The organism is Pseudomonas sp. SM4, from assembly GCF_051913165.1.
Lineage (GTDB): Bacteria > Pseudomonadota > Gammaproteobacteria > Pseudomonadales > Pseudomonadaceae > Aquipseudomonas.
Genome location: NZ_JBODOE010000007.1, coordinates 274,857 through 294,582, shown reverse-complemented (window position 1 = coordinate 294,582; position 19,726 = coordinate 274,857). Strand labels below are relative to the sequence as shown.

General features: G+C 59.7%; 18 protein-coding genes. 6 read left to right on the top strand and 12 right to left on the bottom strand.

Features of this window, described 5'->3' with window-relative positions; translation table 11 throughout:
• Nucleotides 1–61 precede the first annotated feature (61 nt).
• The 8 genes from ACQ4MY_RS15760 to gcl all read right to left on the bottom strand — a co-directional run bounded on the left by ACQ4MY_RS15760 (nt 62) and on the right by gcl (nt 9,719).
• Entirely contained in the window at nt 62–1,060 is a 999-nt protein-coding gene (locus ACQ4MY_RS15760; RefSeq protein ID WP_034151535.1) for a sulfate ABC transporter substrate-binding protein, read from the bottom strand.
• Between the two features lie 186 nt (nt 1,061–1,246).
• Nucleotides 1,247–2,071 carry an ion transporter gene (locus tag ACQ4MY_RS15755; RefSeq protein ID WP_129391015.1) on the bottom strand — a complete coding sequence of 275 codons (825 nt, stop codon included), beginning with the start codon at nt 2,069–2,071 and terminating at the stop codon, nt 1,247–1,249.
• Between the two features lie 21 nt (nt 2,072–2,092).
• Nucleotides 2,093–3,007: an urea transporter gene (locus ACQ4MY_RS15750; RefSeq protein WP_440095756.1), complete on the bottom strand. Its 915-nt coding sequence runs from the start codon at nt 3,005–3,007 to the stop codon at nt 2,093–2,095.
• A gap of 139 nt (nt 3,008–3,146) precedes the next feature.
• On the bottom strand, nt 3,147–4,562 hold the full coding sequence (gene pyk / locus ACQ4MY_RS15745) for a pyruvate kinase (RefSeq protein ID WP_110720781.1): 1,416 nt from the start codon (nt 4,560–4,562) through the stop codon (nt 3,147–3,149).
• On the bottom strand, nt 4,559–5,833 hold the full coding sequence (locus ACQ4MY_RS15740) for a glycerate kinase type-2 family protein (protein ID WP_440095754.1): 1,275 nt from the start codon (nt 5,831–5,833) through the stop codon (nt 4,559–4,561). Before ACQ4MY_RS15740 ends, pyk begins: the two co-directional genes overlap by 4 nt.
• A gap of 163 nt (nt 5,834–5,996) precedes the next feature.
• Nucleotides 5,997–6,890 (bottom strand): 2-hydroxy-3-oxopropionate reductase, encoded by an 894-nt coding sequence (locus ACQ4MY_RS15735; protein WP_007919937.1) that lies wholly within the window; start codon nt 6,888–6,890, stop codon nt 5,997–5,999.
• Between the two features lie 132 nt (nt 6,891–7,022).
• Nucleotides 7,023–7,805, bottom strand: a complete 783-nt coding sequence (hyi, locus tag ACQ4MY_RS15730) for a hydroxypyruvate isomerase (protein WP_440095753.1) — start codon at nt 7,803–7,805, stop codon at nt 7,023–7,025.
• 138 nt (nt 7,806–7,943) lie between these two features.
• Nucleotides 7,944–9,719, bottom strand: coding sequence for a glyoxylate carboligase (gene gcl, locus ACQ4MY_RS15725; protein WP_053118459.1), 1,776 nt, complete (start codon nt 9,717–9,719; stop codon nt 7,944–7,946).
• Between the two features lie 268 nt (nt 9,720–9,987).
• Here gcl and ACQ4MY_RS15720 point away from each other — a divergent pair, with 268 nt between their 5' ends.
• The 3 genes from ACQ4MY_RS15720 to ACQ4MY_RS15710 all read left to right on the top strand — a co-directional run bounded on the left by ACQ4MY_RS15720 (nt 9,988) and on the right by ACQ4MY_RS15710 (nt 12,284).
• Complete coding sequence (locus ACQ4MY_RS15720) at nt 9,988–10,428, top strand: GlcG/HbpS family heme-binding protein (protein ID WP_008083511.1); 441 nt, start codon at nt 9,988–9,990, stop codon at nt 10,426–10,428.
• Between the two features lie 100 nt (nt 10,429–10,528).
• Nucleotides 10,529–11,599: an alpha/beta hydrolase gene (locus ACQ4MY_RS15715; RefSeq protein WP_440095751.1), complete on the top strand. Its 1,071-nt coding sequence runs from the start codon at nt 10,529–10,531 to the stop codon at nt 11,597–11,599.
• A 226-nt stretch (nt 11,600–11,825) separates the two neighbouring features.
• The gene (locus ACQ4MY_RS15710; RefSeq protein WP_440095750.1) at nt 11,826–12,284 is read left to right on the top strand and encodes an REP-associated tyrosine transposase; all 459 of its coding nucleotides are present in this window, start codon (nt 11,826–11,828) and stop codon (nt 12,282–12,284) included.
• A gap of 100 nt (nt 12,285–12,384) precedes the next feature.
• Here ACQ4MY_RS15710 and ACQ4MY_RS15705 read toward each other — a convergent pair whose 3' ends face one another.
• The gene (locus tag ACQ4MY_RS15705) at nt 12,385–12,993 is read right to left on the bottom strand and encodes a TetR/AcrR family transcriptional regulator (protein WP_008083515.1); all 609 of its coding nucleotides are present in this window, start codon (nt 12,991–12,993) and stop codon (nt 12,385–12,387) included.
• A 135-nt stretch (nt 12,994–13,128) separates the two neighbouring features.
• Between ACQ4MY_RS15705 and ACQ4MY_RS15700 the strand changes: the two genes are divergently transcribed.
• On the top strand, nt 13,129–14,043 hold the full coding sequence (locus ACQ4MY_RS15700; protein WP_440095749.1) for a DUF808 domain-containing protein: 915 nt from the start codon (nt 13,129–13,131) through the stop codon (nt 14,041–14,043).
• Between the two features lie 138 nt (nt 14,044–14,181).
• Here the strand turns inward: ACQ4MY_RS15700 and ACQ4MY_RS15695 are convergent, their stop codons facing one another.
• A complete protein-coding gene (locus tag ACQ4MY_RS15695; RefSeq protein ID WP_008087290.1) occupies nt 14,182–14,970 on the bottom strand; it encodes an MlaA family lipoprotein in 789 nt (262 codons plus the stop codon).
• Nucleotides 14,963–16,261 (bottom strand): serine/threonine protein kinase, encoded by a 1,299-nt coding sequence (locus tag ACQ4MY_RS15690; RefSeq protein ID WP_440095747.1) that lies wholly within the window; start codon nt 16,259–16,261, stop codon nt 14,963–14,965. The genes ACQ4MY_RS15695 and ACQ4MY_RS15690 overlap by 8 nt, the downstream gene beginning before the upstream one ends.
• 224 nt (nt 16,262–16,485) lie before the next feature.
• On the opposite strand from ACQ4MY_RS15690, the gene ACQ4MY_RS15685 reads away from it, so the two are divergent.
• On the top strand, nt 16,486–16,842 hold the full coding sequence (locus ACQ4MY_RS15685) for a hypothetical protein (RefSeq protein WP_440095746.1): 357 nt from the start codon (nt 16,486–16,488) through the stop codon (nt 16,840–16,842).
• Between the two features lie 81 nt (nt 16,843–16,923).
• Here ACQ4MY_RS15685 and ACQ4MY_RS15680 read toward each other — a convergent pair whose 3' ends face one another.
• A complete protein-coding gene (locus ACQ4MY_RS15680) occupies nt 16,924–18,519 on the bottom strand; it encodes a glycoside hydrolase family 17 protein (RefSeq protein ID WP_440095745.1) in 1,596 nt (531 codons plus the stop codon).
• Between the two features lie 286 nt (nt 18,520–18,805).
• Between ACQ4MY_RS15680 and ACQ4MY_RS15675 the strand changes: the two genes are divergently transcribed.
• Nucleotides 18,806–19,657, top strand: a complete 852-nt coding sequence (locus ACQ4MY_RS15675; protein ID WP_008087297.1) for a glycine betaine ABC transporter substrate-binding protein — start codon at nt 18,806–18,808, stop codon at nt 19,655–19,657.
• Nucleotides 19,658–19,726 lie beyond the last annotated feature (69 nt).

Below are 19,726 nucleotides of genomic sequence, written 5' to 3'. Positions count from 1 at the left end.
TGTATTTAAGATCAAGATCAAAAGATCGCAGCCTGCGGCAGCTCCTACATGAGGTCAGGTGTTACTGGCCGCTGTAAATCTGGTCGAAGACACCGCCGTCATTGAAGTGAGTCTTTTGCACGGTGCGCCAGTCGCCGAAGGTCTTTTCTACCGACAGAAAATCAACTTTCGGGAAGCGATCGGTGTACTTCGCCAGCACTGCCGGATCACGCGGACGCAGGTAGTTTGCCGCCGCAATCTCCTGACCTTCAGGCGACCACAGGTACTTCAGATATTCATCCGCCGCCGCGCGCGAACCTTTCTTGTCGACGACTTTATCGACCACCGACACCGGTGGCTCAGCCTCAGCCGAAACGCTCGGGTAGATCACTTCAAACTGATCACGACCGAACTCGCGGGCAATCATTTCCGCTTCGTTTTCGAAGGTCACCAGCACGTCGCCGATCTGGTTGGTCATGAAGGTTGTGGTCGCGGCGCGGCCACCGGTGTCCAGCACCGGCGCTTGCTTGAACAGTTTGCCGACGAAATCCTTGGCCTTGTTCTCGTCACCACCATTTTTCAGTACATAACCCCAGGCCGACAGGTAGGTGTAGCGGCCGTTACCCGAGGTTTTCGGGTTTGGCACGATCACTTGCACGCCATCCTTGAGCAGATCCGGCCAGTCTTTCAGGGCTTTCGGGTTGCCTTTGCGGACGATGAACACGGTGGCGGAGGTGAATGGCGCGCTGTTGTTCGGCAGACGGGTGACCCAGTTCTCAGGCACCAGTTTGCCGTTGTCGGCGAGGGCGTTGATGTCGGTGGCCATGTTCATGGTGATGACGTCAGCCGGCAGGCCGTCGATCACCGAACGCGCTTGCTTGCTCGAACCGCCGAAGGACATCTGTACGGTGATGTTTTCGTTGTGCTCGGCTTGCCAGTGTTTCTGGAACGCAGTGTTGTAGTCCTTGTAGAAATCGCGCATCACGTCGTAGGAAACGTTGAGCAGCGTCGGGGCTGCCTGAGCGATGTTGGCCAAGGCCAGGCCGGCGGCGAGAAGTGAGGCGCCAAAGAGTTTTTTCACTGCGCATTCCTTGTTATCTATTTATGTAGGAGCTGCCGAAGGCTGCGATCTTTTGATCTTGATCTTATAAAAACAAGATCAAAAGATCGCAGCCTTCGGCAGCTCCTACAGGGGGGGGGTGATGTTCAATTGCCACTGACTATAACGGGGCACGTATAGTCGTTTAAAGATTAAAAAGCTCTTTGCTTATTCCAGTTTTTTGAACAGCGCATTACCGCAGCGCGAGCAGAACGCCGCGCCATGTTCGTGGCTGTTTTTCTTGCACACCGGGCAGTCATGTTGCAGCTGTTCGCCGCGCATGGCGTTGGCCAGTTCGGCGGTGAAAATTCCCGTCGGCACAGCGATGATCGAGTAACCGGTGATCATCACCAGCGACGAAATCACCTGGCCCAGCGGAGTCTTCGGCACGATGTCGCCGAAGCCCACGGTGGTCAACGTGACGATAGCCCAATAGATGCCTTTGGGAATGCTGGTGAAGCCATGCTCCGGGCCTTCGATCACGTACATCAACGTGCCAAACACCGTCACCAGCGTGCAGACACTGACCAGAAACACGACGATCTTCTGCTTGCTGCCGCGCAGCGCCGACATCAAATAGTTGGCTTGTTTGAGGTACGGGCTGAGCTTGAGCACGCGGAAGATCCGCAGCATACGGATGATCCGAATGATCAGCAGGTACTGCGCATCGCTGTAATACAGGGCGAGGATGCCGGGCACAATTGCCAGCAAATCCACCAGCCCGTAAAAGCTGAAGGCATAGCGCAGCGGCTTCGGTGAGCAGTACAGGCGCAGGATGTACTCGCCGAGAAAGATGATCGTGAAGCCCCACTCGATGTAGGCCAGCACGTCGGCGTAGTTGCGGTGAATGCTGTCGATGCTGTCGAGCATCACGATCACCAGGCTGGCGAGGATGATCAACAGCAAGATGCCGTCGAAGCGACGCCCGGCGAGGGTGTCGCTCTGGAAAATCATCACGTAAAGCCGTTCGCGCCAACTATTGCTGCTGTCCATGGAAAATGCCTGAATCGAAGATCAGCGCAGCCTAGGTTGATTCTCCCCATGAGCGCAAGGCGCATGCTCGACCGGGGTTTTACCGAGCATCTGGATGCCGGCGCGGATCAGCCAGCCGGCGAGGATGAAGGGCGCGGTCAAAGTGGCCAGGCCGATGGCGGCAAACAGCGGTGTCACCAGCAGCGCGAGAACGATGCCGAGCAGCGGCAGCCACGGTTGTTGGCGTTGGCTGCTGAAGGCGAGGGCGGCCAGTACGGCGTTGTAGCTGCCCAGGCCTAAAAGCGCAGCGCTGGTTTCGTGGTGCAGCAGGCTCGAGCCGAGGCCGATCAGCGACGCCAGCAACGCCCAGCAAAAGGCCCGGCGATCAGCGATCAGCAAACCGATGGCGATCAGCGCGCCGGCCAGTGGATGACCGAGGAACATTACCTGGCCCAAACCACGCAGTTCGGCGGCGAGCAGGTTCAGCGTGGTCATCTCGATAGGCGCCATCGGCGCCGACGGTTCGGCGAACAGCAGCAATACCCAACTCATCGCCACGAACGGCGAGGTGTAGGCCGGAATCGATCGGCTGCTGTAAACATGTTTGAGCCATTGCTGTGTGACCATTGCACTCAAACCGCCAGCGGCGAGAATCAGCGGCGGCAGCATTGGCGACCACGGGAAATACAGGCTCAGCAGCAAGCCGAGCAAGATGCCGTTGTAGCTGAACAGTCCGGCCTGACGATCAGCCTTGGCGTAGTTGCGCCGTTGCGCGGTGAGCAAACCGGCGACGGCGCCGAGCAGCGCACCGGCGAACAGCACCGGCGCGGTCAGCAGGATCGCCAACAGGCACAGCAGGCCGCACAACGGATGGCGCTGGAGGAATATTTGACTGAAACCGTTGAGTAAAGCCTCGGCCCAGTCGGGGCAGTGGGTGTTGAAATGATTGGCAGGCATGTTGAGAAAATCTGGGCAGTTGATCGTTCCCACGCTCTGCGTGGGAATGCCTCAAAGGACGCTCTGCGTCTGCTCTTGGGACGCAGAGCGTCCCGGGCCGCATTCCCACGCAGAGCGTGGGAACGATCATGGTGGGCGGTTAAATCAATGTTTCGATACGCAGCGAGTTAGTCGATCCAGGCTGACCAAACGGCACGCCGGCGGTGATCAGCAGCGTGTCACCACGTTCGGCCATGCCTTGGGCCTGGGCGATTTCCAGTGCGGTTGAGCAGACTTCGTCGACCTGACGCAGGCGATCGTTGACCACCGAATGAATGCCCCACGCCACGCTCAGACGCCGCGCGGTTTGCAGGTTCGGCGTCAGATTGAGGATCGGCGCTTTCGGCCGTTCCCGCGCTGCACGCAGACTCGAGGTGCCCGACTCGCTGTAGTTGACCAGCACCGCCACCGGCAGCACGTTGCTGATGCGACGGATCGCGCAGCTGATCGCATCGGACACGGTCGCTTCAGCCTTCGGCCGGCTGACGTCGAGCTGGGTCTGATAATCCGGGCCGTTCTCCACCTGGCGGATGATCTTGCTCATCATCTGCACGGCTTCCAGCGGGTACTCGCCGGACGCAGTTTCTGCCGACAGCATCACCGCGTCAGCGCCTTCGGCCACGGCGTTGGCGACGTCAGTCACCTCGGCGCGGGTCGGGGCAGGGGAGAAGCGCATCGACTCGAGCATCTGCGTCGCGACCACCACCGGTTTGCCCAGTTCGCGGCAGGTAGTGATGATATTTTTCTGGATCTGCGGCACGCTCTCGGCCGGCACTTCGACGCCGAGGTCACCGCGAGCCACCATGATCGCGTCACTCAATTCAGCGATTTCGCGCAGTTGTTCAACGGCGGAAGGCTTTTCGATTTTCGCCATCAGAAAGGCTTTGTCGCCGATCAGTGCGCGGGCTTCGATGATGTCCTGCGGACGCTGCACAAACGACAGCGCGACCCAGTCCACACCCAATTCCAGACCGAAGCTCAAATCACGGCGATCCTTGGCGGTCAGCGGGCTGAGGTCGAGTACGGCTTGCGGAACGTTGACGCCTTTGCGGTCCGACAATTCGCCGCCATTGAGCACGGTGGTGTCGATCGCATCGTCGTACTTGGTCACCACACGCAGACGCAGTTTGCCGTCGTCGAGCAGCAGATCCATGCCCGCTTCCAGCGCGGCAATGATTTCCGGATGCGGCAGATTCACCCGGCGCTCATCGCCCGGCGTTGCGTCCAGATCGAGACGGAAGGCCTGACCGCGATGCAGTTGCACCTTGCCGTCAGCGAACTTGCCGACGCGCAGTTTCGGCCCCTGCAAGTCCATCAGAATGCCCAGCGGGTAGTTGAGCTGGCGCTCGACTTCGCGGATCCACTGATAGCGCTTGGCGTGGTCGGCGTGATCGCCGTGGCTGAAGTTCAGGCGGAAGATATTCACCCCGGCCTCGACCAGTTCGCGGATGTCTTCGATGCCATCGACAGCAGGTCCGAGGGTGGCGAGGATTTTGACCTTTTTATCAGGCGTCATGATTTGCAGCTCTCAAGGATCAGAATGGCGCGGAAGTCGTTGACGTTGGTGCGGGTCGGCTCGGTGACGATCAGCGCATCGAGCGCCGAGAAATAGCCGTAGCCGTTGTTGTTATCCAGCTCGTCGCTGGCGCTCAAACCGAGGGCGGCGGCGCGGGCGTAGCTGTCCGGGGTCATGATCGCGCCGGCGTTGTCTTCCGAGCCGTCGATGCCGTCGGTGTCACCGGCCAGGGCATAGACGCCCGGCTGGCCTTTGAGATTTTCGGTCAGGCTCAGAAGGAATTCGGCGTTGCGTCCGCCACGGCCATTGCCGCGCACGGTCACGGTGGTTTCGCCACCGGACAAAATCACGCACGGCGCTGCCAATGGCTGACCGTGGTTGATGATCTGGCGGGCGATGCCGGCGTGGACTTTCGCCACTTCGCGCGACTCGCCTTCGAGGTCGCCAAGGATCAGCGTGCTGAAACCGGCCTGACGACATTTCACCGCAGCGGCATCCAGCGATTGCTGAGGACGGGCGATCAACTGGAAGTGGCTGCGCGCGAGGCTTGGGTCGCCGGGTTTGACGGTTTCCGACTCAGGGCTTTGCAGCCAGGTGCGCACGGAAGCCGGGATCTCGATGCCGTAGCGTTTGATGATTGCCAGCGCTTCGGCAGAGGTGCTTGGGTCGGCCACGGTCGGGCCGGACGCGATGACCGTGGCGAGGTCGCCCGGTACATCGGAAATCGCGTAGGTGTAGACAGTGGCGGGCCAGCAGGCCTTGCCGAGACGGCCACCCTTGATCGCCGAGAGGTGCTTGCGCACGCAGTTCATCTCGCCGATGGTCGCGCCGGATTTGAGCAAGGCTTTGTTGATCGATTGCTTGTCGGCGAGGGTGATGCCTGCGGCCGGCAACGCCAGCAGGGCCGAGCCGCCACCGGAGAGCAGGAAGATTACGCGGTCGTCTTCGGTCAGGTTGCTGACCAGTTCGAGTACGCGTTTGGCCACGGCCAGACCGGCAGCGTCCGGAACGGGATGCGCGGCTTCGACCACTTCGATTTTTTCGCACGGGGCGCCGTGACCGTAACGGGTCACAACCAGGCCAGAGACTTCACCTTCCCAGCAGCGCTCGACCACTTGCGCCATGGCAGCGGCGGCTTTGCCGGCGCCGATGACGATCACCCGGCCGGTACGATCGGCAGGCAGATGGGCTTCGAGAACCTGGTTCGGATGGGCCGCGTCGATGGCTGTGGCAAACAGCTCGCGCAGCAGTTGTTGCGGATCGACCGACATGGCGGGCTCCCAATCTTATTGTTCTTGGTTAATGCTGATGATCGTTCCCACGCTCTGCGTGGGAATGCCTCAATGGACGCTCTGCGTCCGCTTCGGCAGGGACGCGGAGCGTCCCGGGCTGCGTTCCCACGCAGAGCGTGGGAACGAGCGACGGGGCAGTGGCTTATTTGTTGTCGCGAATCGAGAAGTTGGCCATGTGTTCCAGACCTTTGATCAGCGCCGAGTGATCCCAGTTGCTGCCACCGATCGCTGCGCAGGTGCTGAACACTTGCTGGGCGTTGGCGGTGTTCGGCAGGTTGATGTTCAGCTCCTTGGCGCCTTGCAGGGCCAGGTTCAGGTCTTTCTGGTGCAGGCTGATGCGGAAGCCTGGATCGAAAGTGCCTTTGATCATGCGCTCGCCGTGCACTTCAAGGATCTTCGAGGACGCGAAACCGCCCATCAGTGCTTCACGCACCTTGGCTGGATCGGCACCGTTTTTCGAAGCGAACAGCAGGGCTTCAGCGACGGCCTGAATGTTCAGGGCAACGATGATCTGATTCGCGACTTTGGCGGTTTGACCGTCGCCATTGCCACCGACCAGGGTGATGTTCTTGCCCATGGCCTGGAACAGCGGCAGGGCGCGTTCGAAGGCATCGGCGTCGCCACCGATCATGATGCTCAGGGTCGCAGCTTTGGCGCCGACTTCACCACCGGATACCGGTGCGTCGAGGTATTGCGCGCCTTTCTCGTTGATCTTCGCGGCGAAAGCTTTGGTGGCGGTCGGCGAGATCGAGCTCATGTCGATGACGATTTTGCCTTTGCTCAGGCCAGCGGCAACGCCGTCGGCGCGGAACAGTACGTCGTCAACCTGTGGGGTATCCGGCACCATGACGATGATGAATTCAGCTTCCTGCGCGACTTCGCGCGGGTTGGCCAGGGCGACGGCGCCAGCGGCAACCAGGTCGGCCGGGGCGGCGTCGTGGTGCGCCGACAGGAACAGGCTGTGACCGGCTTTCTGCAGGTTCGAAGCCATTGGGTGGCCCATGATGCCGGTGCCGATAAATCCGATTTTAGCCATGAGAAAATCCTCTTGTTTTTGTATGTCTCCCTGTAGGAGCTGCCGCAGGCTGCGATCTTTTGATCTTGATCTTCAAAATAACAAGATCAAAAGATCGCAGCCTGCGGCAGCTCCTACAGGGTCATGTGTTTGTCAGATTGCGTTGTGCGACTTCAACCAGCCGAGGCCTGCTTCGGTGGTGGTCAGCGGCTTGTACTCGCAACCGACCCAACCCTGATAACCGATGCGATCCAGGTGTTCGAACAGGAAGCGGTAGTTGATCTCACCGGTGCCTGGTTCGTTGCGCCCCGGGTTGTCCGCGAGCTGAACATGGTTGATCTCGCCCAGGTGCGATTGCAGGGTGCGGGCCAGATCGCCTTCCATGATTTGCATGTGATAGATGTCGTATTGCAGGAACAGATTGGCGCTGCCGACCTGTTCGCGAATCGACAGGGCTTGCGCCGTGTTGTTCAGGTAGAAACCCGGGATGTCGCGGGTGTTGATCGCTTCCATCACCAGTTTGATGCCCGCCGCTTGCAGCTTGTCGGCCGCGTATTTCAGGTTGGCAACGAAGGTTTTTTCTACCGTGACATCATCAACGCCTTGTGGACGAATACCGGCCAGGCAGTTGATCTGGGTGTTGCCCAGCACTTGTGCGTAAGCAATCGCCAGATCGACACCGGCGCGGAACTCTTCAACCCGATCCGGCAGGCAGGCGATACCGCGCTCGCCCTTGGCCCAGTCACCGGCCGGCAGGTTGAACAGCACTTGGGTCAGACCGTTGGCGTCGAGCTTGGCCTTGATTTCGGCAGAGCTGAAATCGTACGGGAACAGGTACTCGACACCGCTGAAACCAGCCTTGGCGGCGGCGTCGAAACGGGCAAGGAAATCCTGTTCGGTGAACAGCATGGACAGGTTGGCTGCGAAACGCGGCATGGTGGTCTCCCGTTCTAGATTCTCGTTCCCACGCTCTGCGTGGGAATGCCTCAATGGACGCTCTGCGTCCGCTTTGGGACGCAGAGCGTCCCGGGCTGCGTTCCCACGCAGAGCGTGGGAACGATCAGCGGTCAGCAGTTAATCAAGCAGCGAAATCGCCGTTGGCGCATCGTTGCCGACCAGCGCCAGGTCTTCGAATTCGTTGACGGCGTTGATCTCGGTACCCATGGAGATGTTGGTCACACGCTCCAGAATGATCTCGACGATGACCGGCACCTTGAACTCTTCGATCATCTGTTCGGCCTTGCGCAGGGCAGGGGCGATTTCCGATGGCTCGAACACACGCAGCGCTTTACAGCCAAGGCCTTCAGCCACTGCGACGTGGTCAACACCGTAACCGTTGAGTTCCGGCGCGTTCAGGTTATCGAAGGACAGCTGCACGCAGTAGTCCATTTCGAACCCGCGCTGTGCCTGACGGATCAGACCCAGGTACGAGTTGTTCACCACGACGTGGATGTACGGCAGTTTGAACTGAGCGCCGACCGCCAGTTCTTCGATCATGAACTGGAAGTCATAGTCCCCCGACAGGGCCACGACTTTGCGGTTCGGATCGGCCTTCACCACGCCCAGCGCTGCCGGAATGGTCCAGCCCAACGGGCCTGCCTGGCCGCAGTTGATCCAGTGACGCGGCTTGTAGACGTGCAGGAACTGCGCGCCGGCAATCTGCGACAGACCAATGGTGCTGACGTAGCAGGTGTCCTTGCCGAACACCTGGTTCATTTCTTCGTAAACGCGCTGTGGTTTTACCGGCACGTTGTCGAAGTGGGTTTTGCGATGCAGGCTGGCTTTGCGCTGCTGGCAATCTTGCAGCCAGGCACTGCGGTTTTTCAGCTTGCCGGCGGCTTGCCATTCACGCGCCACTTCGATGAACACGGTCAGCGCAGCGGCGGCGTCGGACACGATGCCCAGATCCGGCGTGAACACACGGCCGATCTGCGTGCCTTCGATGTCGACGTGAATGAACTTGCGGCCTTCGGTGTAAACGTCAACCGAACCGGTGTGGCGGTTGGCCCAGCGGTTACCGATCCCCAACACCACGTCGGATTTCAGCATGGTCGCGTTGCCGTAGCGGTGCGAAGTCTGCAGACCGACCATGCCGACCATCAGCGGGTGATCGTCCGGGATGGTGCCCCAGCCCATCAGGGTAGGGATCACCGGGATGCCGGTCAGCTCAGCGAATTCAACCAGCAGATCGCTGGCGTCGGCGTTGATGATGCCGCCGCCGGCAACCAGCAATGGACGCTCAGCCTGATCGAGCAGCGCCAACGCTTTCTCGACCTGAATGCGGGTCGCGGTTGGCTTGGCCAATGGCAGCGGCTGGTAAGCGTCGATGTCGAATTCGATTTCGGCCATCTGCACGTCGAACGGCAGGTCGATCAGCACCGGGCCTGGACGGCCGGAACGCATTTCAAAGAAGGCTTTCTGGAACGCGTAAGGCACTTGGCCCGGCTCCAGAACAGTGGTTGCCCACTTGGTGACCGGCTTGACGATGCTGGTGATGTCGACAGCCTGGAAGTCTTCCTTGTGCATACGGGCGCGGGGTGCCTGGCCGGTAATGCAGAGGATTGGAATCGAGTCGGCCGAGGCGCTGTAGAGCCCGGTGACCATGTCGGTACCGGCAGGGCCGGAAGTACCGATGCACACGCCGATGTTGCCGGCCTTGGTGCGGGTGTAGCCCTCGGCCATGTGCGAGGCGCCTTCAACGTGGCGAGCAAGGACGTGATCGATGCCACCGACTTTTTGCAAGGCGGAGTACAGCGGGTTGATGGCAGCGCCCGGGATGCCAAAAGCGGTATCAACCCCTTCACGGCGCATCACCAGAACGGCGGCTTCGATTGCTCTCATTTTGCTCATGGTTTTGTGCCTCTTTACGTTTTGTAATTGTATACAAGTGGCTTTGCGCAGAGTGTATTCACGGCGGACGGCGCAGGTCAATCCATTTTCTCAAGCGCCTGTTTCATTCGTCGGAAGCCTGTCTGACTGTGGCTTTTCGTCGCATGTGGCGCTTTTCGAGAATTATTGTATACAAAAAAATAACTCATTGTGTTCTATTTGTTGCATCGGGCTGCGGCAGAAAAGCGCAGCCCCACGACTTTCCCAATAACAAAATGAGGACGGCACCATGAGCGCTTTAACCTTGAAAGTCGCAGTCAAGCTGGTCAACGAAGCCATCAACGCCGGGCGCGGTATCAACGCCGCGCCGCTGACCATCGCGGTACTCGATACCGGCGGCCACCTGATCACCCTGCAACGTGAAGACGGCGCGAGCCTGCTGCGCCCGGATATCGCCATCGGCAAAGCCTGGGGCGCGATTGCCCTGGGTAAAGGCTCGCGCCTGCTCGCACTCGACGCGCAACAACGCCCGGCCTTTATTGCTGCGCTGAACAGCATGGGTCAGGGCAGCGTCGTGCCGGCACCGGGCGGTGTGTTGATTCGTGATCAGGCCGGCAATGTGCTGGGAGCGATCGGCATCAGCGGCGATCTGTCGGACATCGATGAGCAAGTCGCCATTAAAGCGGTGGAGGCGCTCGAGCTGCGCGCGGATGCGGGGGTGGCGGCCTGACCGGAAAATAAATCAGCACGTCTGATGGCGTGATGATGACGAAGCGGGGCGGGGTCTATAGACTGCCGCCCCTCTCGTTTATGTATCAAGGAAGATCTGCGTGAAGACGCTATTTGCCATGACGATGGCCGCCGCCATCACCCTCTGCACGCCCGTCCTGCATGCGACGGAAGCCCCCGACGCCGACGAAATCGCCTTTAACGCGCTGAGCCCGGTGGTTTCTGCACTGCTCAACGCCGACGATGTACCGGAGTTGATGGAGCGGGCCGAGAAGCTCGAAGAAACCGACACGTTGCAGGCAATTGCGGTTTACCTGGCAGCCTCCCGTGAAGATCCCAAGCAACTGCTGGCGCCTTATCAGGTGGCGGCGCTGTTTGCCCGCCGTGGCGATGACCGACTGGCGCTGCGCTATCTGCAGGAGGCCGATGACCGTGGCCTGTGGTTCGGCCCGCTGCTGGCAGGGGACGAAGACTTCTCCGAGCTCCGCGACACTGCCACCTACAAATCCGTACTGGCCAGCGCGCAGCAGCGTTACAAGAAAATCGCCGAGGGCAAGGTTGGCGCGATTTCCGTGCTCAATCCGTCGGCGAAGATCCCTGCGCCCAAAGCCTGCCGCCCGGTGGTGGTGTGGCTGCACGGTTACGGCGTCAATGGCGAGCTGGATGCAGACTACCAGCCGCTGGCCGACACCGGCGCAATCATTCTGGGGATCAACGGCACGCAAATGATCAACGCGGTCGACAGCTTCCGCTGGATCGGCCCCGGTTTCGAAGGCACCCATCAAACCGTGCAGAAAGGCCTCAAAGCCCTCGAAGCCCAGCAATGCATCGACCGCAAACGCGTGTTTCTGATGGGCTTCTCGCAAGGTTCGCAACACGCCGGCGCGCTGTTGGCGCAACACCCGGACGATTACGCCGGCGCACTGCTGCTGTCACCCGGCGGCAATCAACCGACGCCCATCGAAAGCAAGGCGCGCGGCAAGCGTGTGTTTGTCATCAATGGCAAAAAAGAAGGGCCGGGCAATCTACAGATGAGCGCCGATTTCCGCCAATTGTTCAGCGACGGCAACGAGGTCAAATCTCGCACCCACGAGGCCGGACACACCTTCCCGGACGACTGGAACACCTCGCTGCCGCAGGCGTTGCGCTGGTTGATGGGGGAGGAGGTTTGAGATTTTTATCCGTGAGGTCTTGCGGCGCCTGAAGAAGAGTCATCGCGAGCAGGCTCACTCCTACAAGGGTCGTGTTTTGACACAAATTCTCTAAACACCACAAACCCTATGTAGGAGTGAGCCTGCTCGCGATAGCTACCTTCCAGACACATCCCGCCAAAGGTCCGCCCACACAAGCGAATCCACAGAACTAGCCTTTCATGACCTGATCATGGAGGGCAAAGGAATGCCGGATTTACCTGCTGCACACCGATTGCGATTCGGACGCTACGCCGAAGCCAGTCGCATTTATCTGCTAACGACCAATACCTACCAGAGAAGACCCGTCTTCAGGGATTTCACCTTGGGCAGACTGGTCGTCGATCAATTTCGCAATTCACAGAATTCTGGCTTGGCCAACTCAATGGCCTGGGTGGTTATGCCGGATCACTTTCACTGGCTGATCGAGTTGCAGCAGGGAAACTTGAGTCAGCTGATGCAGAAGACCAAGTCACTGAGTGCTAAAGCGGTAAGGCAGGCTACTGGCGATAGCAACCCTCTCTGGCAGCGAGGCTTTCATGACCGGGCACTGCGGCGGGAGGAGGACTTGGTCAAAGTTGCGCGGTATGTTGTGGCCAACCCACTGCGGGCGGGTTTGGTGCAGAAGCTTGGCGATTATCCGCTGTGGGATGCCATTTGGGTTTGAGCTGAAACCGTGGCGCCTTGATCGCGAGCAGGCTCACTCCTACATTTGGAATGCGTTCCCCTGTAGGAGTGAGCCTGCTCGCGATAGCATCACCGCGGTCTTACTGATCCGGCTCACACCCCTTCAACACCAACCGGATAATCGTCTGTGCCGCCGCCTCGTAATCCGCCTCGTCCAGCTTGTCCTTCCCTGTGACCGCAGAAATCTGCCAGTCAAAGTCGGCGTAGGTCTGGGTCGCCGCCCAGATGCTGAACATCAGGTGATTAGGGTCGATCGGGGCGATTTGCCCGCGGTCGATCCAGCTCTGGATGCAGTCGATGTTGTGCTTGGCCTGGCCGTTGAGCTGCTCGACCAGGTCGGCGCTCAGGTGCGGGGCACCGTGCATTATTTCGCTGGCGAATACTTTCGAGGCGAAGGGCAGGTCGCGGGAGATGCGGATCTTCGAGCGGATGTAGCCGCTCAGCACTTCGCTCGGCACACCGTCGGGGTTGAACGGCGTCGAGGCCTGCAGAATCGGCACGATGATGCTTTCCAATACCTCGCGGTAAAGGTTTTCCTTGGACTTGAAGTAGTAGTAGACGTTGGGCTTGGGCAATCCCGCCTTGGCGGCGATGTCGCTGGTTTTGGTCGCAGCGAAGCCCTTGTCGGCAAACTCCTCACTGGCGGCACGCAGGATCAGTTCTTTGTTGCGCTCGCGGATTGTGCTCATAAACCCGGTGGTTCCTTGCCTGTTCTGGCGGTTGCGCATGGTAGCACCGGCCTCGCGCAGCGCTCAAGAATGCCCCGTGTGGTCTGTGGTCGCGTTATGCTTCGCAACATTCATACATAGAAGGAAACAGGATTCATGGCAGGAAGCAGTTTGCTGGTGCTGATCGACGATATCGCCACCGTTCTGGACGACGTTGCCTTGATGACCAAGATGGCCGCCAAGAAGACCGCCGGTGTGCTCGGTGACGATCTGGCGCTCAATGCCCAGCAAGTCTCCGGCGTGCGTGCCGAGCGGGAAATTCCCGTGGTCTGGGCGGTGGCCAAGGGGTCGTTCGTCAACAAACTGATCCTCGTGCCGTCGGCGCTGGCAATCAGTGCGTTCGTGCCGTGGCTGGTGACACCGCTGTTGATGGTCGGCGGTGCGTACCTGTGTTTCGAAGGGTTCGAGAAGCTCGCGCACAAGTTTCTGCACAGCGAAGCTGAAGACGAGGCCGGGCATGCGCAACTGACTGAGGCCGTGGCCGATCCGGCGACCGATCTGGTGGCGTATGAAAAGGACAAGATCAAAGGCGCAATCCGCACCGACTTCATTCTTTCAGCGGAAATCATCGCGATCACCCTCGGTACCGTGGCGGATGCTTCGCTGACTCAGCAAGTGATCGTGATGTCTGGCATCGCCATTGTCATGACGGTCGGTGTTTACGGTCTGGTGGCGGGCATCGTCAAACTCGACGACCTCGGCCTGTGGTTGACGCAGAAGCCTGGGCAGATGGCCAAAAAGATTGGCAGCGGCATTCTCAGCGCTGCGCCGTACATGATGAAAACCTTGTCGGTGGTCGGTACAGCGGCGATGTTCCTGGTCGGCGGCGGCATCCTGACCCACGGCGTGCCGGTGCTGCATCACTGGATTGAAGGCGTTGGTGCGGCGGCCGGCAGTGTCGGGTTTGCGGTGCCGATGTTGCTCAACGGTGTCGCGGGGATCATCGCTGGTGCGGTGGTGTTGGCGGTGGTTTCCGTTGTCGGCAAAATCTGGAAATCTGTTAAAGGCTAAAAGATCGCAGCCTTCGGCAGCTCCTACATGGGCATCGCGCACCCCCTGTAGGAGCTGCCGCAGGCTGCGATCCCTTGATCTAAAAAAAAGGGGCCATTCGACTCGCATCGAATGGCCCCTTTTTGTGTCTGCCGAAAACTATTCGGCGATCTGCAGCTTGCGTGCTTCGGTGTACACGTAACGCACTTTCTCGTACTCGAACGGCGAATTCATCTGGCCGTAGCGGAAGCTGGTCTGATAGCGCTTGTCGACTGCGCGCAACGCCCAGACTTCCGGATGGTTGGAGCTGACTTCCGACACATTGAGGAAGTTGATTGCCGATTCGGCGGTGTAGTCCACGGCCAGACCGGCGGTGTCGCGGATGTTCGACGGGCCGAAGATCGGCAAGACGAAGTAGGCGCCACCGGGTACACCGTAGAAACCCAGGGTCTGGCCGAAGTCTTCGCTTTGGCGCGGCAGGCCCATCGCCGTGGCCGGATCCCACAAACCGGCGATGCCGATGGTGGTGTTGAGCAGCAGGCGCGCGGTGGTTTCCATCGAGCGCTGACCCTTGAACTGCAACAGGCTGTTGACCAGGTTGGGCACATCGCCGAGGTTGTTGAAGAAGTTGCTCACACCGGTGCGCAGGAAGCTTGGCGTGATGTAGCGATAGCCATCGACCACCGGCAGGAACACCCATTGGTCAAAGCGGTAGTTGAAGTGATAAACCCGACGGTTCCACGATTCCAGCGGATCGTAGACGTTCAGCGCGTTGAGCGTCGAGCGCTCGAATTCGCGCTGATCCAGCCCCGGGTTGAATTTGAGTTTGGACAGCGGCTCTTTGAAGCCATCACTGTCGACCACCACCGGCGCGTTGGCTTTACTGTTGTCGGCCTGGGCCACGCCTGCGCAGAGGAGCGCTGCCATCAGCAGGAGATATTTAGCCACGGAAAAACTCCAGCATAGCGTCGCTGTTGACGCGGTAGTTAAGGTTGCCGCAGTGGCCGCCCAGTGGGTAAACGGTCAGGCGATCACCGAAGGTCTTGCGCAGGAAACCGAGGTCGCCCGGGCCGAGGATGACGTCGTCGGCGTTGTGCATCACGGCGATTTTCGGGCTGTCGTGCAGGTAATCCTTGAGTGCATACAGGCTGACCTGATCGATCAGTTGCAGCAGGCTGCCGCCGTCGGTGCGGGCGCGCCACATCGGAATCACTTGATCGGTCAGGTAGCAGTCGAAGTCGCACTGCAGCGCACGCTTGAGGAACGGCGTGAGGCTGGTGCCTTCGGTGATCGGAAATTTCGGTGGGGTGATCAGGCCGCGACGGTTGATCAAGTCGGAGGTGAACGCGATGTCGGCCGCCGAGAAGCGGAACGAGGTGCCGATGAGCATCGCCATCTGTTCGTTGGTCAGATGTTGCTTGGACTGTTGGAAGTCATAGAGCAGCGCATCGTTGAGGTCGATGTAGCCTTTCTGCTGGAAGTAACGGGTCAACTTGCTCAACACCAACTCATAGAAGGTGGTGCTGTTGTTGATGCCTTTAACTTCGGTTTGCACCAACTTGTCGAGGTTGGTCACCGAGGTGTAGAGGTTCACCGGCGGGTTGAGCAGCAGGACTTTCTTGAAGTTGAAGCTGCGACGGGTCTCGTCCAGGTGCGCAACGAAGGCGGCATCCAGCGCGCCGAGGCTGTACCCGGTCAGGTAGTACTCGGTCACCGGCACTTCCGGATTCTGCGCGCGCACGGCTTGCATCACCCGGTACATGTCTTCGGCGTCTTCCTTGGTCACGCCCGGAGTGGCAAAGCGCGAGGCGGCGCTGATGAAGTCGAAACTGGTCGGCGAGGACAACTGCACGACGTGGTAGCCGGCCTTGTAGTAGAGCTTTTTCAGGTATTCGTTGAGCGTGCTGTCATAGCGCGCGCCAGTGCCGGCGATCAGGAAGATCAGCGGTGCCGGTTTGTCCTGAGTGGCGATCCGGTAGGTGAGTTTCTTCACTGCCCAGAAATTGTCCGGCAGGATGAACTCGCGCTCCGGGCGCAACGTCAGGCTGCGATCCGACTGGTTGATGTCGTCGTCCAGCGGCAATTCCGGGCGCAAGTCCGGCGGGGTCGTGGCGATGGTCGCCTCGAACGGGTTGGTCAGGGGATAGCCATAACTGGCGGCATCGATGTCCACCGCCAGTGCGGACGCACTCAAAATAAGGCCGCTGAACAGCGCGGCGAAGCGCAAGGAACGGAGCATGACTAGATCCCTTAGAGGAAGGTGCCGAATGAAGTTCGCAGGCTATGACCACCGGGTTTGCGCCAAAGTGCCATGCATCGGCACCAAACAGGCAGAATTCCGAGTAATAGTAGCTGGACGATACACTTTGCACCGCATCAATGAACAGTTAAGTGTTGTTAGCGCTTGCACACCGCTGGCGGCAGATTAAGCTGGCCGCCGATTTCCCATGTTTGGAGTGCTTCATGTCCCGCCGCTTGCCCGTGATTCTGCTGCTCGTTCTGTTGCCGTTGTGGCTGGCTGCCAGTTATGCCGCGCGGTATGGCTTTATGGAGGACGGCAAGTGGGTGGGCATTTGCGTGGATGAGGCCAGCCGCTGGGAATGCCAGTTGCGTTCCAACCTTGGGCTGATGATTCACTTCAAAGTGCTGGGCTGGACGGCGCTCGGTGCGGCGCTGATCGGTTTTGTCGTGCCCGGGCGGGCAGGCTGGTGGCTGGCGGTGCTGGCGCTGGTGTTCGGGGTGCCGGCGCTGGCGTTGTACAACACCACTTTAGCGGTGTTTGCGCTGGTGATTGCCGGGTTGCGGTTGGTCAGAGCGTAAAAGATCGCAGCCTGCGGCAGCTCCTACAGGGTGTACGCCATCCCCATGTAGGAGCTGCCGAAGGCTGCGATCCTTTGATCTTCAGCCCTGGCGAACGCGCAGGCAGCGCCAAAGGGCTGCGACCATCAACACGCTGACCAACGCCCAGCCCCACGCCTGCTGATTCTGCAAGCCTTCCTGATACAACTGCGGCGCAATCCCCACACCGACAATAAAGGTCAGCAAAGCAATCTCGCGACGCGGCACGCTCACCGGTCGGCACAGGTAAACCAGTGCCGGCAGCACAAACGCCATGCTCGCAAAGCTGCGATAACGCGGGTCAAAAACCATCTCGAGCATCATCACGGCAGCGGCAAAACCTGCCGCCGCAACCAGCCAGCCTGCACGTCGCTCGAGCACATTGAACGCACGCTCACGCCAGCCCGTGCGTGCGCTCAGCGTCAGTGCGGCATGCGCCAATACCAGCAGATTCAACGCCGTCAGCAAGCCGACCCACAACCATTCGCTGGCAAACCGTGTAGTCACCCGCGCCAGATCACCCCAGGCGCCAATCGAGCAAGCGGCGAGGGCGCCCAACAGCGGCAACACCAGTGCCGAACGCGTGGTGCGGGCGCGCCCGCCAAGGATCAGCGTGCCAAGGAAAATCAAACCACCGACCGCCAGCCATTCTTTCCAGAACGGCACATTGGTCACGGGGCCGGCGAGCACGCCCTTGTCCTGACGATCCGCATCGAACAGTCCCCAGTAGCCACCGACCGCGCCTTCACTCGCCCGTTTCCAGGGCTGATCAAAGGCTTCGATCAGGTTGTAATGCCAGCCTTCCTTCTCGGCCATGGCGACAAAACCACGAATGAACTTGGCTTCGTTGACCCGGCTCGGCAGGGCGGTTTCACGCTGGCGGCCTTCGCTCGGCCAGCCGGTCTCGCCGATCATCACGTCTTTGGGGGCGAATTTGTTGCCGAATACCTGACGCACCTCTGCCACATGGTGCAGGGCGGCATCGATGTTCGAGGGATCATCTTCCCAGTACGGCAGCAAATGAATGGTCAGGAAATCCACTGCCGGCGCGACTTCCGGATGCTTGAGCCAGAACTCCCAGACATCGGCGTAGGTGACCGGTTGCTTGATCTGGCTCTTGACCTTGGTGATCAGTCGGACCAGTTGCGCGCCGGTGACTTCCTTGCGCAGCAACGCTTCGTTACCGACGATCACCGCGCTGACCACGTCCGGGTTGGCGTTGGCCGATTTGATCAGCAGCTCGACTTCCTTCTCCGTATCGACCGGGTTGCTGTTGATCCAGGCGCCGATCATCAACTTTAGTCCGTGTTTGCGCGCCAGATCCGGCAGCGCTTCAAGGCCGGTCATTGAATAGGTGCGGATGCATTCAAAGCGGGTCGCCAATAACGCGAGGTCGGCGTCCATGCGCTCGGGGCGCAGTTTGAACGGTACGTCGAACGGCGATTGGTCTTTATCGAACGGCGTATAGGACGCGCATTGCAGCTTGTGCGTCGGCGTCGCGGCGTCCGGCAGGATCACCGGTTTACCGAGGCCGTACCAGAAGCCGCCGAGGGCAAACAGGCCCAGCAGGCAGGCAAATAAATAAGCAGGGAAGGGGAAGCGGGACGTCGCGGACATGGTCGGGCCGAGTGGCTGCAAAGCGACGCATGTTACCTGCATTTATCCGGGGTTGGTGGCTCGCATCATTTGCACATGCAAAGTTCGGGCGGATTGTCTGGCGTCAATTATTCAGAGGCGATTAATGGCCTTCTGATGTCGTTTCTCGTTGTCTTGAGGTCGCTGACAGAGCAGGTCGCGAGCGTCGTCAGGTTGATGATCGAAAGCGTCAGCACTCCACTGATGGTCCAGCGAGTTTGCGGTCAGGCGTGATGGGGGCGCTGTGCACCATAACAATACGTTGACGCCGCCCGTCATCCGTCGGGCGCAGCATTTCGGGGAAGTAACGATGAAGATGCGACGACTTTTAGGCGCAGGTGCCGCACTGGCGCTTGCGATGGGCGCAACACTGGCCAGCGCGGAAACCAAGACCCTGAACATCGGTTACGTTGACGGCTGGTCCGACAGCGTTGCGACCACCCACGTAGCGGCCGAAGTGATCAAGCAGAAACTCGGCTATGACGTGAAGCTGCAAGCCGTCGCCACCGGGATCATGTGGCAAGGTGTTGCCACCGGTAAACTCGACGCCATGCTCTCGGCCTGGCTGCCCGTCACCCATGGCGAATACTGGACGAAAAACAAGGATCAGGTCGTCGATTACGGCCCGAACTTCAAGGACGCGAAAATCGGCCTGATCGTGCCGGAGTACGTCAAAGCCAAGTCGATCGAAGACCTGAAAACCGATGACACCTTCAAGAACCGTATCGTCGGTATCGATGCCGGTTCAGGCGTGATGCTCAAGACCGATCAGGCGATCAAGGATTACGGCCTCGACAAATACAACCTCAAAGCCAGTTCCGGCGCCGGCATGATCGCCGAGCTGACCCGTGCCGAGAAGAAAAACGAATCCATTGCCGTCACCGGTTGGGTGCCGCACTGGATGTTCGCCAAGTGGAAACTGCGCTTCCTCGACGACCCGAAAGGCGTGTACGGCGCGGCTGAAACCGTGAACAGCATCGGCAGCAAAGAGCTCGATGCCAAGGCACCGGAAGTGGCCAAGTTCCTGAAAAACTTCCAGTGGGCGTCGAAAGACGAAATCGGCGAAGTGATGCTGGCGATTCAGGACGGTGCCAAACCTGAAGCAGCGGCGAAGGATTGGGTCGCCAAGCACCCGGATCGCGTGGCTGACTGGACCAAATAACCACAAATAGCTTCGGATCAACGCAAACCCTGTGGGAGCGGGCTTGCCCGCGATAGCGGTCGGTCAGTT

Bases quoted from the DNA above. Each gene is read 5' to 3' on its own strand.
- ACQ4MY_RS15750 (WP_440095756.1), bottom strand. From the start codon at position 3,007: ATGCCTGCCAATCATTTCAACACCCACTGCCCCGACTGGGCCGAGGCT.
- ACQ4MY_RS15740 (WP_440095754.1), bottom strand. From the start codon at position 5,833: ATGTCGGTCGATCCGCAACAACTGCTGCGCGAGCTGTTTGCCACAGCC.
- hyi (WP_440095753.1), bottom strand. From the start codon at position 7,805: ATGCCGCGTTTCGCAGCCAACCTGTCCATGCTGTTCACCGAACAGGAT.
- ACQ4MY_RS15710 (WP_440095750.1), top strand. From the start codon at position 11,826: ATGCCGGATTTACCTGCTGCACACCGATTGCGATTCGGACGCTACGCC.
- pyk (WP_110720781.1), bottom strand. From the start codon at position 4,562: ATGACGCCTGATAAAAAGGTCAAAATCCTCGCCACCCTCGGACCTGCT.
- ACQ4MY_RS15675 (WP_008087297.1), top strand. From the start codon at position 18,806: ATGAAGATGCGACGACTTTTAGGCGCAGGTGCCGCACTGGCGCTTGCG.
- ACQ4MY_RS15735 (WP_007919937.1), bottom strand. From the start codon at position 6,890: ATGGCTAAAATCGGATTTATCGGCACCGGCATCATGGGCCACCCAATG.
- ACQ4MY_RS15755 (WP_129391015.1), bottom strand. From the start codon at position 2,071: ATGGACAGCAGCAATAGTTGGCGCGAACGGCTTTACGTGATGATTTTC.
- ACQ4MY_RS15680 (WP_440095745.1), bottom strand. From the start codon at position 18,519: ATGCAGGTAACATGCGTCGCTTTGCAGCCACTCGGCCCGACCATGTCC.
- ACQ4MY_RS15690 (WP_440095747.1), bottom strand. From the start codon at position 16,261: ATGCTCCGTTCCTTGCGCTTCGCCGCGCTGTTCAGCGGCCTTATTTTG.
- ACQ4MY_RS15700 (WP_440095749.1), top strand. From the start codon at position 13,129: ATGGCAGGAAGCAGTTTGCTGGTGCTGATCGACGATATCGCCACCGTT.
- gcl (WP_053118459.1), bottom strand. From the start codon at position 9,719: ATGAGCAAAATGAGAGCAATCGAAGCCGCCGTTCTGGTGATGCGCCGT.
- ACQ4MY_RS15705 (WP_008083515.1), bottom strand. From the start codon at position 12,993: ATGAGCACAATCCGCGAGCGCAACAAAGAACTGATCCTGCGTGCCGCC.
- ACQ4MY_RS15685 (WP_440095746.1), top strand. From the start codon at position 16,486: ATGTCCCGCCGCTTGCCCGTGATTCTGCTGCTCGTTCTGTTGCCGTTG.
- ACQ4MY_RS15720 (WP_008083511.1), top strand. From the start codon at position 9,988: ATGAGCGCTTTAACCTTGAAAGTCGCAGTCAAGCTGGTCAACGAAGCC.